Genomic DNA, 15,531 nt, shown 5'->3' with positions numbered 1-15,531 from the left:
AAGCGGTTGTTGCCGCCCCCTCTGCCGGATAAATATCTCTGTATCCTTCGGACATTGAGAGCGAACTATGAAAAATATCGTGTTGTGTTGTGCTGCAGGTATGTCGACCAGTATTCTGGTTCAACGTATGGTTGATGCCGCACAAAAGAAAGGCATCGAGGTCTCAATCAAGGCTGTGCCCGTGGCAGAGTTTAAAGAGAACATCGAACGCGCCGACATCGTTCTGCTTGGTCCGCAGGTGAAATATGAGCAGGCCAAACTTCAGGCCCTTGCCGATCCTCTGGGTAAAAAAGTCGCCGTTATCGACATGATGGATTACGGTTTGATGAAAGGCGACGTGGTGCTTGATAAAGCCCTGAAAATGATGGAGTAAGATGTGGAAGATTTAGAATCAATTATTATGGAACTGCTGGTCAACGCCGGCAGCGCACGTAGCCAGGCCCTGACTGCTCTACAGCTGGCACGTAAAGGTGACTTTGAGGGTGCCGAGAAGGCAATGGAAGAGTCACACGAATTCGTGAAACACGCCCATAAAATCCAGACCCAACTGATTGGCCTGGATGAAGGCTCCGGCAAACTGCCGGTAAACCTTATTACCGTTCACTCTCAGGACCACCTGATGAACGCGATGGTCATTCAGGATCTGGCTACCGATATGATTGAGCTTTACCGCCGCCTGCCGCTGGTGAAATAAGTTCGCTCAGCCTCACCAGACAAAATGTCCGCATTGCGGGCATTTTGTTTTTCATCTACGTCTACTGCTAAAAGTCGAGATCTGCCTTTCGCCTTGTTTTGTGGCATAACACTGCATAAAGCCTTGAGCTGCATCGACAGAGATTACTATGCCCGCCATCCCACTGCCTTATTACACGTTAACCGTTCTCCTTCTTCTGCTGTTGAATATCTTGTTTTCCAGGCATGCGGAGTACCGTAAGGCGGCGATATTCCTCTCGGGATGTGCAATCCTGATCCTGCTGTCGGCGCTACGGTGGACGTTTGATGCCGTCATTCTGCGCCAGCTCCAGTCTCTGGCCGCGATTGCGCTTCCGCCGCTGGCCTGGTACTGCTTCGCCAGTCTGACCAGGCAACGCGGTGGGCCAAAATATGCAGCCTACTGGCTTGCCCCTGCTTTAGCGCTGATCGTGAATCTCGCGGCGCCAGCGATGACAGATGTCGCGTTGATGTTCTTGTTTATCGGATATGGCTCTGCTTTGATCAAAATATCTCACCAGGGCGTTGATACCTTTATTTTCAGCCGGTTAAGCGACTCGAACATCGCGGCATCAATGACTTTTTTAGCGGGTTGCTTTCTTTGTTTTTCCGGCGGAATTGATTTCGCAATAGCGATAGATTTTCATTTTTTTGAAGGCGTACAGGCTCCGAAATTGGTGGCGCTATCCCAGACGCTGCTACTGCCGTTTATCGGTATGGCTGTTGTATTTAAGGGCCAAATGGCCCTACCACTAAAGGTGCTTAGCGATCAGAAAGACCCCGTGCCAGAGCACAATGACGAGGAGCTGGCGGCGCTATACCATCATATTGAGAAAACCCTTTTAGAAGATAATCTGTTTCTTGATCCCGACATTACGCTCAGCCTCATCGGAAAAGCATCCGGGATAGCGCCACGGCAGCTTTCACGGGCCGTAAATCAGATCTGCGGCTGCAATGTCTCTCAGTGGGTCAACGGGTTTCGCGTCAGGCACGCTCAGGTGCTGTTGCGAAATACCCGCTTCCCCGTGACCCAAATCATGCTGGACTCAGGTTTCTCAACAAAATCTCACTTCAATAAAGAATTTGCCCGCCTTAGCGGGTCAACTCCGACGGACTTCCGGCGTTTAGCGGGTGAAAATCCAGTGCCTGATTAACAAATTCGCCGATCTCACGCCCAAGAGAAGCATGGATGGCAGCTCTGCTAACGGAGCCACCATCCTGGCAGACAATGCCTTCTCCCGGGTTTGCTTGCTCAATAAGTTCGGTAGCTCCTGGCTTACATAATTGCATAAAGCTGAAGTGCGTCGCCCCCGGGACGCTAACATCGCGGCGCTGTTTTTGAGGAATATAACGCGCCAGATAAGCCGACTCGAGACGGGCAGGTAATTCTTCGCTGTCCGACTGGGCAGACATGACCAAAACGGGGATTGCTATTTGCGCCAGGCTGGCGGGTGAAAAACCTCGGGCCAGGCCAAGATCGAGCGAGACAATGGCTTTGATACGTGGATCGCGAGCATTTTCCGACAATGGTGCCGCTGATTCCTGCCGGTCTATCCCTAAAGTGTGCTGCAGTTTACAGCCAGACAATACTGAATGCAGTTTACAGTCCTGCAAGAACCGGTCAGCGTCAAAACGCCCGCCAGCCAGTTCTATCACTGTCCAACCGCCTAATGAATGCCCTACGGCCGCGATGCGCTGCGGATCGATCTTCCCGGCAATTTCTGGCGAGGTAATCAATGCGTCCAATACTCGCCGGAGGTCCTGAGGACGCTGCCAAAGCCGTTGCGCTTCGGCCTCATTTTTATTACCAAATGTTGTCCCAGGGTGATTCACCGCCGCAACAATATAGCCCTGAGCGGCCATCATACTTGCCAGCCAGTTCAGATTACGCCAGCTACCGCCATACCCATGGGACAGCAGCAACAACGGGTGCACTTCATTGTCCGGGGTGGCGTTCAGCAACACGTGAGTCCCCATAAATACAACGTTATCACCAACAAGCTCTGGATTACCCGTCTGCCGGGTAGGATACCAAACGGCCATTTCAAGAGGCCGGACACTCTGTTCATCCAGTAGGTGCTGGCGAAAAGCGGTTTCACCATAGGCCATTTGGCTGAACATACAGAACAAACTAAAAAGGAAAAAGATCCGTGACATTGTGATTCTCCGGTGAAGTAAACAGAGCGGCATTCTGTTTGTCTTCGCTGGGCGAATCGTCCTGAAACACGATCGAGCACCTGTTTTTACCGGTTTCAGGCATAAAAAAAACCCGCCGAAGCGGGTTTTTTATTTCAGGCGTATCGCACGATTACTCGTCGTTACCGCCCAGGCCTGCGTTCAGCAGTTCTGCCAGGCTGGCAGAAGCATCTTCAGCAGTCACCTGAGGTGCCGCAGGGATTTCACCCGCTGCACGGCGACGCATACGATCCTGGTGGTACGCATAACCGGTACCGGCCGGGATCAGACGACCCACGATGACGTTCTCTTTCAGGCCGCGCAGTTCGTCGCGTTTGCCCGCAACGGCTGCTTCGGTCAGCACTCGAGTGGTCTCCTGGAACGATGCCGCGGAGATGAAGGACTCGGTTGCCAGAGAGGCTTTGGTGATACCCAGCAGATCGCGTGCAAAGGTCACGTTGATCTTGCCGTTCGCATCCAGTTCGCGGTTAGCGATCTTAATGCGGGAGTATTCAGCCTGCTCGCCTTCCAGGAAGTCGGAGCTGCCTGCGTTAACGATGGTGGCTTTACGCAGCATCTGACGAACGATAACTTCGATGTGTTTATCGTTAATCTTAACGCCTTGCAGACGGTAAACGTCCTGTACTTCGTTAGTGATGTAACGAGTTACAGCGTACACGCCACGCAGACGCAGGATGTCGTGCGGAGACTCTGGACCATCGGAAACAACGTCACCACGTTCAACACGCTCGCCTTCGAACACGTTAAGCTGACGCCATTTCGGAATCATCTCTTCGTACGGCTCGCTACCGTCTACCGGGGTAATAACCAGACGACGTTTCCCTTTGGTTTCTTTACCGAAGGAAATGATGCCGCTGATTTCAGCCAGGATTGCCGGCTCTTTCGGACGACGGGCTTCGAACAGGTCAGCAACGCGTGGCAGACCACCGGTAATATCCTTGGTACCGCTGGATTCCTGTGGAATACGCGCCAGGGCGTCACCGGAGCTGATCTGAATACCATCTTCCAGCTGAACAATCGCTTTACCCGGCAGGAAGTACTGAGCCGGCATATCGGTGCCAGGGATCAGAACGTCGTTGCCTTTAGCATCAACGATTTTCAGAGCAGGACGCAGATCTTTACCACCCGCAGTACGCTCAGCAGAATCCAGAACGACCAGAGAGGACAGACCGGTCAGCTCGTCGGTCTGACGAGTAATGGTCTGGCCGTCGATCATGTCGGTAAAGCGAATGAAACCACTCACTTCCGAGATAACCGGCATGGTGTGTGGATCCCAGTTTGCTACGGTTTCACCGCCGGCAACCTGCTCGCCATCACCTTTCGCCATCACAGCACCGTAAGGCACTTTATAGCTCTCTTTGGTACGACCGAATTCGTCGATCAGTTTCAGCTCGGTGTTACGAGAAGTGATAACCAGTTTACCGCTGGAGTTCACAACCGACTTAGCGTTGCTGAGTTTGATGCTACCTTTGTTCTTAACCTGAATGCTGGATTCAGCAGCAGAACGGGATGCCGCACCACCGATGTGGAACGTACGCATCGTCAGCTGTGTACCAGGTTCACCGATGGACTGTGCCGCGATAACCCCGATAGCTTCACCTTTGTTGATGATGTGACCACGTGCCAGGTCGCGACCGTAGCAGTGAGCACACACGCCAAAGTCAGTTTCGCAACCTACTACGGAACGGACTTTCACGCTGTCAACAGAGTTAGCTTCCAGCAGGTCACACCACTGTTCGTGCAGCAGCGTGTTGCGTGGAACCAGAATGTCCGCAGTGCCAGGCTTCAGAATATCTTCAGCAGTCACACGACCCAGTACGCGATCGCGCAGCGGCTCTTTAACGTCGCCACCTTCGATAACTGGCGTCATGGTGATGCCTTCCAGGGTGCCACAGTCGTCTTCAGTAACGACCAGATCCTGGGCAACGTCTACCAGACGACGAGTCAGGTAACCGGAGTTCGCCGTTTTCAGTGCGGTATCCGCCAGACCTTTACGAGCACCGTGAGTGGAGATGAAGTACTGGAGTACGTTCAGACCTTCACGGAAGTTCGCAGTGATTGGCGTTTCGATGATGGAGCCATCTGGCTTAGCCATCAGGCCACGCATACCGGCCAGCTGACGAATCTGTGCTGCAGAACCACGAGCACCGGAGTCGGCCATCATGTAGATGCTGTTGAAGGAAACCTGCTGCTCTTCGACGCCGTCACGGTTAATCACGGTTTCGGTTTGCAGGTTATCCATCATCGCTTTGGATACACGATCGTTCGCCGCAGCCCAGATATCGATAACTTTGTTATAGCGTTCGCCAGCGGTAACCAGACCGGACTGGAACTGCTCCTGGATCTCAGCAACTTCAGCTTCCGCTTCGCTGATGATCTCGTATTTTTTCTCCGGGATGACCATGTCATCAATACCAACGGATGCACCTGAACGCGCTGCGTAAGCAAAGCCGGTGTACATCGTCTGGTCCGCAAAAATAACGGTCGGTTTCAGGCCCAGAATACGGTAACAGGTGTTCAGCATCTTAGAGATGGCCTTTTTACCCAGCGCCTGGTTGACGATGGAGAAAGGCAGACCTTTCGGTACGATCATCCACAGAATCGCACGACCAATGGTGGTGTCGATCAGGCTGGTTTTCGCAACGAATGTGCCCTGAGCATCTTTTTCGTATTCGGTGATACGCACTTTAACGCGCGCATGCAGAGAGGCCAGGCCAGCGCGATAAATACGCTCAGCTTCTTTAGGGCCAGTCAGCACCATGCCTTCGCCTTTGGCGTTAACACAGTCACGGGTCATGTAGTACAGACCCAATACAACGTCCTGAGAAGGAACGATGATTGGCTCGCCGTTCGCTGGGGACAGGATGTTGTTGGTAGACATCATCAGCGCACGCGCTTCCAGCTGAGCTTCAAGCGTCAGCGGAACGTGTACTGCCATCTGGTCACCATCGAAGTCGGCGTTATATGCCGCACAAACCAGCGGGTGCAGCTGGATAGCTTTACCTTCGATCAGAACAGGTTCAAATGCCTGGATACCCAAACGGTGCAGGGTTGGTGCACGGTTCAGCAGTACCGGGTGTTCGCGGATAACTTCATCCAGGATATCCCAAACGACAGCTTCTTCACGCTCAACCATTTTCTTAGCAGCTTTGATGGTGGTCGCGAGGCCACGCAGTTCCAGCTTGCCGTAGATGAACGGTTTGAACAGCTCCAGTGCCATTTTCTTCGGCAGACCGCACTGATGCAGACGCAGGTATGGACCTACGGTGATTACAGAACGACCGGAGTAGTCAACACGTTTACCCAGCAGGTTCTGACGGAAACGACCCTGCTTACCTTTGATCATGTCGGCCAAAGATTTCAGAGGACGTTTGTTAGAGCCGGTGATGGCACGACCGCGACGGCCGTTATCCAGCAGGGCATCCACCGCTTCCTGCAGCATACGTTTTTCGTTACGTACGATGATGTCAGGAGCCGCCAGATCAAGCAGACGTTTCAGACGGTTGTTACGGTTGATCACGCGACGGTACAGATCGTTCAGATCTGAGGTTGCGAAACGACCACCATCCAGCGGTACCAGCGGACGCAGATCTGGCGGCAGAACCGGCAGAACGGTCAGGATCATCCACTCTGGTTTGTTACCAGACTGAACGAACGCTTCCAGCAGCTTGATACGCTTGGTCAGCTTTTTACGTTTGGTTTCGGAGTTGGTTTCGTTCAGCTCTTCGCGCAGAGTTTCACACTCTTGCTCCAGATCCATGCTCTTCAGCAGGGCCTGAATAGCTTCCGCACCCATCTTCGCATCGAATTCGTCACCGAACTCTTCCAGCGCATCCAGATACTGCTCTTCAGTCAGGATCTGACGGCGCTCGAGGTTGGTCATCCCGCCTTCGATAACAACATAAGATTCAAAGTACAGCACGCGCTCGATATCACGCAGCGGCATATCCAGCAGCAGGCCGATACGAGATGGCAGAGACTTCAGGAACCAAATGTGGGCAGTTGGAGAAGCCAGTTCGATGTGACCCATACGCTCACGACGAACTTTAGTCTGGGTAACTTCTACGCCACACTTCTCACAAATGACACCACGGTGCTTCAGGCGCTTGTACTTACCGCACAGGCACTCGTAGTCTTTCACTGGCCCAAAAATACGGGCGCAGAACAGACCGTCACGCTCAGGTTTGAACGTACGGTAGTTGATGGTTTCCGGCTTTTTAACTTCACCGAAAGACCATGAACGGATCATGTCTGGCGATGCCAGAGCAATTTTGATCGCATCAAACTCTTCGGTTTTAGTTTGCGCTTTCAGAAACTTTAATAAGTCTTTCACGGATTTGCTCCCGTCGGAGTTAGCACTCTGTGATGCCCGGCGTTAGCCGGGCACCCTGGACCTTTTGAGCAACGATTACTCGTCTTCCAGCTCGATGTTGATACCCAGCGAACGGATCTCTTTCAACAGAACGTTGAAGGATTCCGGCATGCCCGGTTCCATCTGATGATTGCCATCCACGATGTTCTTATACATCTTGGTACGGCCGTTCACGTCATCAGACTTAACGGTCAGCATTTCCTGCAGGGTATAGGCAGCGCCATATGCTTCCAGCGCCCACACTTCCATCTCACCGAAGCGCTGACCACCGAACTGAGCCTTACCACCCAGCGGCTGCTGAGTAACCAGGCTGTAAGAACCGGTAGAACGCGCGTGCATCTTGTCATCAACCAAGTGGTTCAGTTTCAGCATGTACATGTAACCTACGGTTACCTGACGCTCAAACTGCTCACCGGTACGGCCGTCGAACAGGGTGATCTGGCCAGAAGATGGCAGACCGCCGAGTTGCAGCAGCTCTTTGATTTCCGACTCTTTTGCACCGTCGAATACCGGAGTAGCAATCGGCATACCTTTTTTCAGGTTTTCAGCCAGGCGCAGAACTTCTTCGTCGGTGAAGGTATTCAGATCAACCTTCTGACGAACGTCTGTACCCAGGTCATACGCTTTCTGGATGAATTCGCGCAGTTTCGCGACTTCCTGCTGCTGTTTCAGCATGGCGTTGATCTTCTCGCCGATGCCTTTCGCCGCCATACCCAGGTGGGTTTCCAGGATCTGACCGATGTTCATACGAGATGGTACGCCCAACGGGTTCAGTACGATGTCTACCGGCGTGCCGTTTTCATCGTATGGCATATCTTCGATCGGGTTGATCTTGGAGATAACACCTTTGTTCCCGTGACGACCTGCCATCTTGTCACCAGGCTGAATCTGACGTTTAACGGCCAGATACACTTTCACGATTTTCAGCACGCCAGGTGCCAGGTCATCGCCCTGAGTGATTTTGCGGCGCTTAGCTTCGAGTTTCTTCTCAAACTCATGCTTCAGCTCGTCGTACTGCTCTGCCAGCTGCTCCAGCTGGTTTTGCTTCTCTTCGTCGGTCAGGCCCAGTTCCAGCCAGCGGTCACGTGGCAGTTTGTCGAGCTTGTCAGCTTCAACACCACCGGAAACCAGCACGGCATAGATACGGCTGAACAGACCCGCTTCGAGGATCTGCAGTTCTTCAGACAGGTCTTTCTTAGCCTGCTTCAGCTGCATCTCTTCGATTTCCAGCGCACGTTTGTCTTTTTCCACGCCATCGCGGGTGAAGACCTGAACGTCGATAACAGTACCGGAAACGCCGTTTGGTACGCGCAGGGAAGAGTCTTTAACGTCAGACGCTTTCTCACCGAAGATTGCGCGCAGCAGTTTCTCTTCTGGCGTCAGCTGGGTTTCACCTTTCGGCGTTACCTTACCCACCAGAATGTCACCGCCGGTCACTTCAGCACCGATATATACGATACCGGATTCATCCAGTTTGGAGAGCGCAGCTTCACCCACGTTAGGGATGTCAGCGGTGATCTCTTCTGGCCCCAGTTTGGTGTCGCGAGACACACAAGCCAGTTCCTGAATGTGGATGGTGGTGAAACGGTCTTCCTGAACAACACGCTCGGATACGAGGATGGAGTCTTCGAAGTTGTAACCATTCCAGGGCATGAACGCTACGCGCATGTTCTGGCCAAGCGCCAGTTCACCGAGGTCGGTAGACGGACCGTCTGCCAGCACGTCGCCACGTTCGATTGGCTCACCCAGGGACACACACGGCATCTGGTTGATACAGGTGTTCTGGTTAGAACGGGTGTACTTGGTCAGGTTGTAGATGTCGATACCCGCTTCGCCTGGGTACATCTCGTCTTCGTTAACTTTGATAACGATACGGGATGCATCAACGTACTGAACGGTACCGCCACGTTTCGCTACGGCAGTAACGCCGGAGTCAACGGCTACAGCGCGTTCCATACCGGTACCAACCAGCGGCTTATCAGCACGCAGAGTTGGAACCGCCTGACGTTGCATGTTCGCACCCATCAAGGCACGGTTGGCGTCATCGTGTTCCAGGAACGGGATCAGGGACGCACCGACGGAAACCACCTGCTGGGTGGAAACGTCCATGTAGTCAACCTGGTCGTTGCTGAACAAGCTGGATTCGCCTTTGCTACGGCAGGTAACGAGGTCGTCTACGAAACGACCTTCTTCGTTCAGGTTGGTGTTCGCCTGAGCGATAACGTAGTTACCTTCTTCGATAGCAGACAGGTAATGAATTTCGTCGGTCACAACGCCGTCAACAACGCGACGATACGGAGTCTCAAGGAAGCCGTATTCGTTAGTCTGTGCGTACACGGACAGGGAGTTGATCAGACCGATGTTTGGACCTTCAGGGGTTTCGATTGGACACACACGACCGTAGTGGGTTGGGTGTACGTCACGTACTTCGAAGCCCGCGCGCTCACGGGTCAGACCGCCTGGGCCCAACGCGGAGATACGACGTTTATGCGTAATCTCGGACAGCGGGTTGTTCTGGTCCATGAACTGAGACAGCTGGCTGGAACCGAAGAACTCTTTCACTGCCGCAGAGATAGGCTTGGCGTTGATCATGTCCTGAGGCATCAGGGTATCCAGATCGCCCAGGGACAGACGCTCTTTCACCGCACGCTCAACACGCACCAGGCCAACGCGGAACTGGTTTTCCGCCATTTCGCCGACGGAACGGATACGACGGTTGCCGAGGTGGTCGATATCATCCACTTCGCCCTGGCCGTTACGAATACCGATCAGCTTACGCATAACTTCGATGATGTCGTCTTTGCTCAGGATGCCCGAGCCTTCGATTTCATCACGCAGCAGAGAACGGTTGAACTTCATACGACCTACCGCAGACAGGTCATAACGGTCTTCGGAGAAGAACAGGTTCTCGAACAGGCTTTCAGCTGCTTCACGCGTTGGTGGCTCACCAGGACGCATCATACGGTAGATTTCAACCAGCGCGCTCAGGCGGTCATTGGTTGGATCGACACGTACGGTCTCGGAGATATAGGCACCATGATCAAGATCGTTGGTGAACAGCGTTTCAATACGCTTGTGGCCTGACTGGCTCAGTTTGGCCAGCAGATCCAAAGACAGTTCCATGTTCGCCGGGCAAATCAGTTCGCCGGTAGAAGCATCAACGTAGTCTTTAGCCGCAACTTTACCGGCGATGTACTCAACAGGAACTTCGATATGTTTGATATCGTCTTTTTCCAGTTGGCGAATGTGGCGCGCGGTGATGCGGCGGCCTTTTTCAACGTACACTTTACCGTCAGCTTCGATGTCGAAGGATGCGGTTTCGCCACGCAGGCGCTCCGGTACCAGCTCCATCTGCAGCTTGTTGTCACGGATTTCGAAATTAACTTTCTCAAAGAACAGGTCAAGGATCTGCTCAGTGGTGTAGTTCAGTGCGCGCAGGATGATGGTCGCAGGCAGTTTGCGGCGACGGTCAATACGTACGAACAGGTTATCTTTCGGGTCGAATTCGAAGTCCAGCCAGGAACCACGGTAAGGGATGATACGTGCGTTATACAGCACCTTCCCTGAAGAGTGGGTCTTACCTTTGTCACTGTCGAAGAACACACCCGGGCTACGGTGAAGCTGAGAAACGATAACGCGCTCAGTACCGTTGATAACGAAAGTCCCGTTGTCGGTCATGAGCGGAATCTCGCCCATGTACACTTCTTGTTCTTTGATGTCTTTAACGGTGCCTTCCGGCGCTTCGCGCTCGTAGATCACCAGACGCAGTTTCACACGCAGCGGAGCAGAATACGTCACGCCACGGATTTGACATTCTTTAACGTCAAATACAGGTTCGCCCAGGCGATAGCTCACATACTGCAGCTCGGAGTTGCCGCTGTAGCTTGCGATCGGGAATACGGAGCGGAAAGCAGCTTCCAGGCCGTACTGTCCTTCGGGATCTTGCTCGATAAACTTCTGGAACGAGTCAAGCTGGATAGAAAGGAGATAAGGAATGTCCAGTACTTGTGGACGCTTTCCAAAATCCTTACGAATACGTTTTTTCTCGGTATAGGAGTAAACCATTAGGGTTCCTCAGCTCGCTGACAAGTCGACCCATCTGCCCGTCGAAAGGGGCAGTTTATGCAACACTATTTTGTGGACCGGAAAGTGGAACACTCCCCGCAATACCTGTTTCTATCACTCTTAAACCATTTCATTGCGCTTTACCCCGGAACTCCCGGCGTAGAAAGTCGCAGTATATTAAGGCGTCGATAGAAACATGCATTGAATGGAAACCAGCAGTCAAACAGTGTGAAACACTACTGGCACCCTACAGCGCAAAAAGGCTGGTGACTAAAAAGTCACCAGCCATCAGCCTAATGACTTAGGCTGCAACCGGAAAGGTTGGCTTATTTAACTTCAACTTCAGCGCCAGCTTCTTCCAGAGATTTTTTCAGAGCTTCTGCGTCGTCTTTGCTGATGCCTTCTTTCAGAACGGCATTCGGGGTTTCTGCCAGGTCTTTAGCTTCTTTCAGACCCAGGCCAGTTGCGCCACGAACTGCTTTGATTACGGCAACTTTGTTAGCGCCAGCAGATTTCAGAATAACGTCGAACTCAGTTTTTTCTTCAGCAGCTTCAGCTGGGCCAGCAGCAACAGCTACAGCAGCAGCAGCAGAAACACCGAATTTTTCTTCCATTGCAGAGATCAGTTCTACAACGTCCATTACGGACATAGCGGATACTGCTTCAATGATTTGATCTTTAGTGATAGACATTTAAATTGTTCCTGAATATCAGAATAAGTTTATACGTAAGCGAATACTTGATAAAGAAAACTGCGATTAAGCAGCTTCTTTCGCATCGCGTACAGCAGCCAGAGTACGAACCAGTTTGCCAGCCGAAGCTTCTTTCATGGTTGCCATCAGGCGTGCAATTGCTTCTTCGTAGGTCGGCAGAGTTGCCAGGCGGTCGATTTGCGACGCCGGGATCAGCTCACCTTCAAAGGCAGCGGCTTTGACCTCAAATTTTGCATTCGCTTTAGCGAACTCTTTGAACAGACGAGCAGCAGCGCCCGGGTGTTCCATAGAATATGCAATCAGGGTCGGACCAACGAACGCGTCTTTCAGGCACTCAAACTGAGTACCTTCAACAACACGGCGCAGCAGGGTGTTACGAACAACACGCATGTAAACGCCGGCTTCGCGACCTGCTTTACGCAGTTCGGTCATTTTGTCTACAGTAACGCCACGGGAATCCGCAACTACTGCAGACAGCGCGCCTTTGGCTACTTCGCTGACTTCAGCAACAATCGCTTGTTTGTCTTGAAGATTTAAAGCCATTAGCTTTTGCTCCTGGGTTTTAGCCGGGACGAAACGTCCCGAAACTCACTTCGCACTTAACCAAAATGGAAAAGTGCGTCTACATACGGTGAGCAGAAACAAGCTAAAGACTATCTAAAAATATTCTTCAGGTTCTGTCACCGTCTACGCAGGCAATTAAGTCTCTTGCGAAACACCTGCGGTCTTGGACGGAGGCCTGGATAAGGCCAGGCTCCAACCGAAAATTCTTTGTGTTCTGCCTAAACAGAACAACGGGCGTAAGATAATAGACTAATCTTTCGCCCGCGTAAAGGCGATTATTAGTTCGCCGCTGCGTTCAGACCAGCCTGGTCAACCGCAACACCTGCACCCATGGTGGTGGAGATGCTAACTTTCTTGATGTACACGCCTTTTGCCTGAGATGGTTTTGCTTTTTTCAGCGCAACCAGCAGAGATTCCAGGTTTTCTTTCAGTTTGTCAGCGTCAAAGTCCACTTTACCGATGGTGGTGTGGATGATGCCGTTTTTGTCGTTACGGTAACGAACCTGACCTGCTTTAGCATTTTTAACTGCTTCAGCAACGTTAGGAGTTACGGTACCAACTTTCGGGTTTGGCATCAGGCCGCGTGGACCCAGAACCTGACCCAGCTGGCCAACAACGCGCATTGCATCTGGAGATGCGATAACAACGTCGAAGTTCATTTCGCCTTTCTTGATCTGGTCAGCCAGATCTTCCATACCTACCAGCTCTGCGCCAGCAGCTTTAGCTGCTTCAGCGTTAGGGCCCTGAGCAAATACGGCTACGCGAACGGAACGGCCAGTACCGTGTGGCAGTACAGTTGCACCACGAACGTTCTGGTCAGATTTACGAGCATCGATGCCCAGGTTAACAGCAACGTCAACGCTTTCAACGAACTTAGCGGTAGCCAGTTCTTTCAGCAGAGCGATAGCTTCGTTGATGTCGTACTGTTTGGTAGCATCAACTTTGTCACGGATCACGGACATGCGCTTGGTCAGTTTAGCCATTTCTTAGTCCTCCACTACCAGGCCCATGGAACGTGCAGTACCTTCAATGGAGCGAGTCATCGCTTCAATGTCGGAACCAGTCATGTCGGCAGCTTTGGTCTGCGCGATTTCCTGCAGCTGGGCGCGGGAAACTTTACCCACTTTGTCTTTGTTCGGCTTACCGGAACCAGACTTGATACCAGCCGCTTTCTTCAGCAGAACTGCTGCTGGAGGGGTTTTGGTAACGAAAGTGAAAGAACGGTCAGCGTAAACGGTAATAACAACCGGAATTGGCAGACCTTTTTCCAGGGATTCAGTTTTTGCGTTAAACGCTTTACAGAATTCCATGATGTTCACACCCTGCTGACCCAGAGCTGGACCAACTGGTGGACTTGGGTTCGCCATACCAGCTGCAACCTGCAGCTTGACGTAGGCTTGTACTTTCTTAGCCATTCTAAAATCCTCTGATTGGGTAATAGCGCCTCAAGAAGGCTCCCCGTGAATAAACGTCTTACGTGTACTGGACACATAAAAACAAAAGGCGCGAAATTGTATGTCAATTTCGCGCCCTGTGCAATGAATAATCGCTGCTTAAACGATCAAATTATCAGGCTTTTTCCACCTGAGCAAAATCCAGCTCAACCGGCGTCGCACGACCAAAGATGGAAACGGAAACCTTCAGGCGGCTCTTCTCGTAATCCACTTCTTCCACTACACCGTTGAAGTCCGCAAATGGACCGTCATTAACGCGAACCATTTCACCTGGTTCAAACAGCGTTTTCGGACGCGGCTTGTCACCCACCTGCTGCAGGCGGTTCATGATCGCATCAACTTCTTTATCGCTGATTGGGGCTGGACGATCGGAAGTCCCGCCGATGAAACCCATTACGCGCGGAACGCTACGCACCAGGTGCCAGCTCGCATCGTTCATCACCATCTGGACCAGAACGTAACCCGGGAAGAATTTACGTTCGCTCTTACGGCGTTGGCCACCGCGGATTTCAACAACCTCTTCGGTTGGAACCATCACTTCGCCAAACAGCTCTTCCATATTATGGAGTTTGATATGTTCGCGCAGCGACGTGGCTACACGACCTTCAAAACCGGAAAACGCCTGAACGACGTACCAACGCTTTTTAGGGGCTTCAGACATCTCAGAACCTCAGGCCAGTAATAAAAGATACCAGGCGGACCAGAATACCATCCAGCCCCCACAGAATCAGTGACATCACAGCGGTAACCGCTGCCACGATTAAAGTGGTGTGCAGAGTTTCCTGGCGAGTAGGCCAAATAACCTTACGTACTTCCGTTCTTGCTTCACGAGCAAACGCTACGGTTGCTTTGCCTTTTACCGTCAGCAGCGCAACACCACCTGCGGCTGCAATCAGAATGACCACAGCCAGTGCACGAAGCGGCAGAGTGATATCACGATAAATGTAGTTGCCCACGATTGCCACGAGCAGCAAAACGACTACTGCCAGCCACTTCATCGCTTCGAGGCCACGCCCGCTCCCTTGAGCTTCGGTATTCGCACTCATAAACCAACCTGTCACAATAAATCAGACAAACACTTTTGCCCCGCCACTGCGAGGCAAACCAAACCGAATGGCTCTTTTCAGACACTACCCGGCATAAACGCCATCTTCAGAGCCTGTCTCAGCAATGATTATCGGTAAAAAATCACTGATGAGCCAGGTTCTGGTTCGAAAGCGTACAAAAAGGGCATCAAATGATGCCCTCTTCTTGTGCATTGCGTCAAATGTTATCAGCGATTAAGCGATAACTTTAGCAACAACGCCTGCACCAACGGTACGACCACCCTCACGGATTGCGAAACGCAGACCGTCGTCCATCGCGATTGGGTGGATCAGGGTAACAACCATTTTGATGTTGTCGCCTGGCATTACCATCTCTACGCCTTCTGGCAGTTCGATGGTACCGGTCACGT

The 15,531-nt window shown here is 52.1% G+C and carries 13 protein-coding genes; 3 read left to right on the top strand and 10 right to left on the bottom strand.

Going from position 1 to position 15,531, the window contains the following annotated elements:
• Positions 1 to 67 precede the first annotated feature (67 nt).
• The 3 genes from F3J28_RS21860 (at position 68) to F3J28_RS21850 (ending at position 1,865) form a co-directional block, all read left to right on the top strand.
• Positions 68 to 373, top strand: a complete 306-nt coding sequence (locus F3J28_RS21860) for a PTS sugar transporter subunit IIB (protein WP_008460154.1) — start codon at positions 68 to 70, stop codon at positions 371 to 373.
• A 3-nt stretch (positions 374 to 376) separates the two neighbouring features.
• Positions 377 to 694, top strand: a complete 318-nt coding sequence (locus tag F3J28_RS21855) for a PTS lactose/cellobiose transporter subunit IIA (RefSeq protein ID WP_008460153.1) — start codon at positions 377 to 379, stop codon at positions 692 to 694.
• Between the two features lie 148 nt (positions 695 to 842).
• Entirely contained in the window at positions 843 to 1,865 is a 1,023-nt protein-coding gene (locus F3J28_RS21850; protein ID WP_166879755.1) for a helix-turn-helix domain-containing protein, read from the top strand.
• On the opposite strand, the gene F3J28_RS21845 is transcribed toward F3J28_RS21850, so the two are convergent.
• The 10 genes from F3J28_RS21845 to F3J28_RS21800 form a co-directional block, all read right to left on the bottom strand.
• Complete coding sequence (locus F3J28_RS21845; RefSeq protein ID WP_166879752.1) at positions 1,804 to 2,868, bottom strand: alpha/beta fold hydrolase; 1,065 nt, start codon at positions 2,866 to 2,868, stop codon at positions 1,804 to 1,806. The genes F3J28_RS21850 and F3J28_RS21845 overlap by 62 nt on opposite strands.
• Positions 2,869 to 3,019: 151 nt before the next feature.
• Complete coding sequence (gene rpoC, locus F3J28_RS21840) at positions 3,020 to 7,240, bottom strand: DNA-directed RNA polymerase subunit beta' (RefSeq protein WP_039299359.1); 4,221 nt, start codon at positions 7,238 to 7,240, stop codon at positions 3,020 to 3,022.
• Between the two features lie 75 nt (positions 7,241 to 7,315).
• Positions 7,316 to 11,344 carry a DNA-directed RNA polymerase subunit beta gene (gene rpoB, locus F3J28_RS21835; protein ID WP_008460151.1) on the bottom strand — a complete coding sequence of 1,343 codons (4,029 nt, stop codon included), beginning with the start codon at positions 11,342 to 11,344 and terminating at the stop codon, positions 7,316 to 7,318.
• A gap of 326 nt (positions 11,345 to 11,670) precedes the next feature.
• Entirely contained in the window at positions 11,671 to 12,036 is a 366-nt protein-coding gene (rplL, locus tag F3J28_RS21830) for a 50S ribosomal protein L7/L12 (RefSeq protein ID WP_008460150.1), read from the bottom strand.
• A 66-nt stretch (positions 12,037 to 12,102) separates the two neighbouring features.
• Positions 12,103 to 12,600, bottom strand: coding sequence for a 50S ribosomal protein L10 (gene rplJ / locus F3J28_RS21825; protein ID WP_002438625.1), 498 nt, complete (start codon positions 12,598 to 12,600; stop codon positions 12,103 to 12,105).
• Between the two features lie 299 nt (positions 12,601 to 12,899).
• On the bottom strand, positions 12,900 to 13,604 hold the full coding sequence (gene rplA / locus F3J28_RS21820; protein ID WP_039289255.1) for a 50S ribosomal protein L1: 705 nt from the start codon (positions 13,602 to 13,604) through the stop codon (positions 12,900 to 12,902).
• A gap of 3 nt (positions 13,605 to 13,607) precedes the next feature.
• Entirely contained in the window at positions 13,608 to 14,036 is a 429-nt protein-coding gene (rplK, locus tag F3J28_RS21815) for a 50S ribosomal protein L11 (RefSeq protein ID WP_008460147.1), read from the bottom strand.
• A gap of 154 nt (positions 14,037 to 14,190) precedes the next feature.
• Positions 14,191 to 14,736 (bottom strand): transcription termination/antitermination protein NusG, encoded by a 546-nt coding sequence (gene nusG / locus F3J28_RS21810; RefSeq protein ID WP_003862341.1) that lies wholly within the window; start codon positions 14,734 to 14,736, stop codon positions 14,191 to 14,193.
• Position 14,737: 1 nt separating this feature from the next.
• The gene (gene secE / locus F3J28_RS21805) at positions 14,738 to 15,121 is read right to left on the bottom strand and encodes a preprotein translocase subunit SecE (RefSeq protein WP_008460146.1); all 384 of its coding nucleotides are present in this window, start codon (positions 15,119 to 15,121) and stop codon (positions 14,738 to 14,740) included.
• A 234-nt stretch (positions 15,122 to 15,355) separates the two neighbouring features.
• Positions 15,356 to 15,531, bottom strand: a 176-nt coding sequence (locus F3J28_RS21800) for an EF-Tu C-terminal domain-related protein (RefSeq protein ID WP_459167330.1), incomplete at its 5' end; no start/stop codon positions are given.

The sequence above is a fragment of the Enterobacter sp. Ap-1006 genome (assembly GCF_011752835.1).
Lineage (GTDB): Bacteria > Pseudomonadota > Gammaproteobacteria > Enterobacterales > Enterobacteriaceae > Cedecea.
Note: the sequence above shows the minus strand (reverse complement) of the source record. Positions and strands in the feature narration are given on the sequence as shown.

Excerpts from the sequence above, each read along its gene's own strand:
- rplL (WP_008460150.1), bottom strand. The coding sequence starts at position 12,036 with ATGTCTATCACTAAAGATCAAATCATTGAAGCAGTATCCGCTATGTCC.
- nusG (WP_003862341.1), bottom strand. The coding sequence starts at position 14,736 with ATGTCTGAAGCCCCTAAAAAGCGTTGGTACGTCGTTCAGGCGTTTTCC.
- F3J28_RS21845 (WP_166879752.1), bottom strand. The coding sequence starts at position 2,868 with ATGTCACGGATCTTTTTCCTTTTTAGTTTGTTCTGTATGTTCAGCCAA.
- rplK (WP_008460147.1), bottom strand. The coding sequence starts at position 14,036 with ATGGCTAAGAAAGTACAAGCCTACGTCAAGCTGCAGGTTGCAGCTGGT.
- F3J28_RS21850 (WP_166879755.1), top strand. The coding sequence starts at position 843 with ATGCCCGCCATCCCACTGCCTTATTACACGTTAACCGTTCTCCTTCTT.
- rplA (WP_039289255.1), bottom strand. The coding sequence starts at position 13,604 with ATGGCTAAACTGACCAAGCGCATGTCCGTGATCCGTGACAAAGTTGAT.
- secE (WP_008460146.1), bottom strand. The coding sequence starts at position 15,121 with ATGAGTGCGAATACCGAAGCTCAAGGGAGCGGGCGTGGCCTCGAAGCG.
- rplJ (WP_002438625.1), bottom strand. The coding sequence starts at position 12,600 with ATGGCTTTAAATCTTCAAGACAAACAAGCGATTGTTGCTGAAGTCAGC.
- F3J28_RS21860 (WP_008460154.1), top strand. The coding sequence starts at position 68 with ATGAAAAATATCGTGTTGTGTTGTGCTGCAGGTATGTCGACCAGTATT.
- rpoB (WP_008460151.1), bottom strand. The coding sequence starts at position 11,344 with ATGGTTTACTCCTATACCGAGAAAAAACGTATTCGTAAGGATTTTGGA.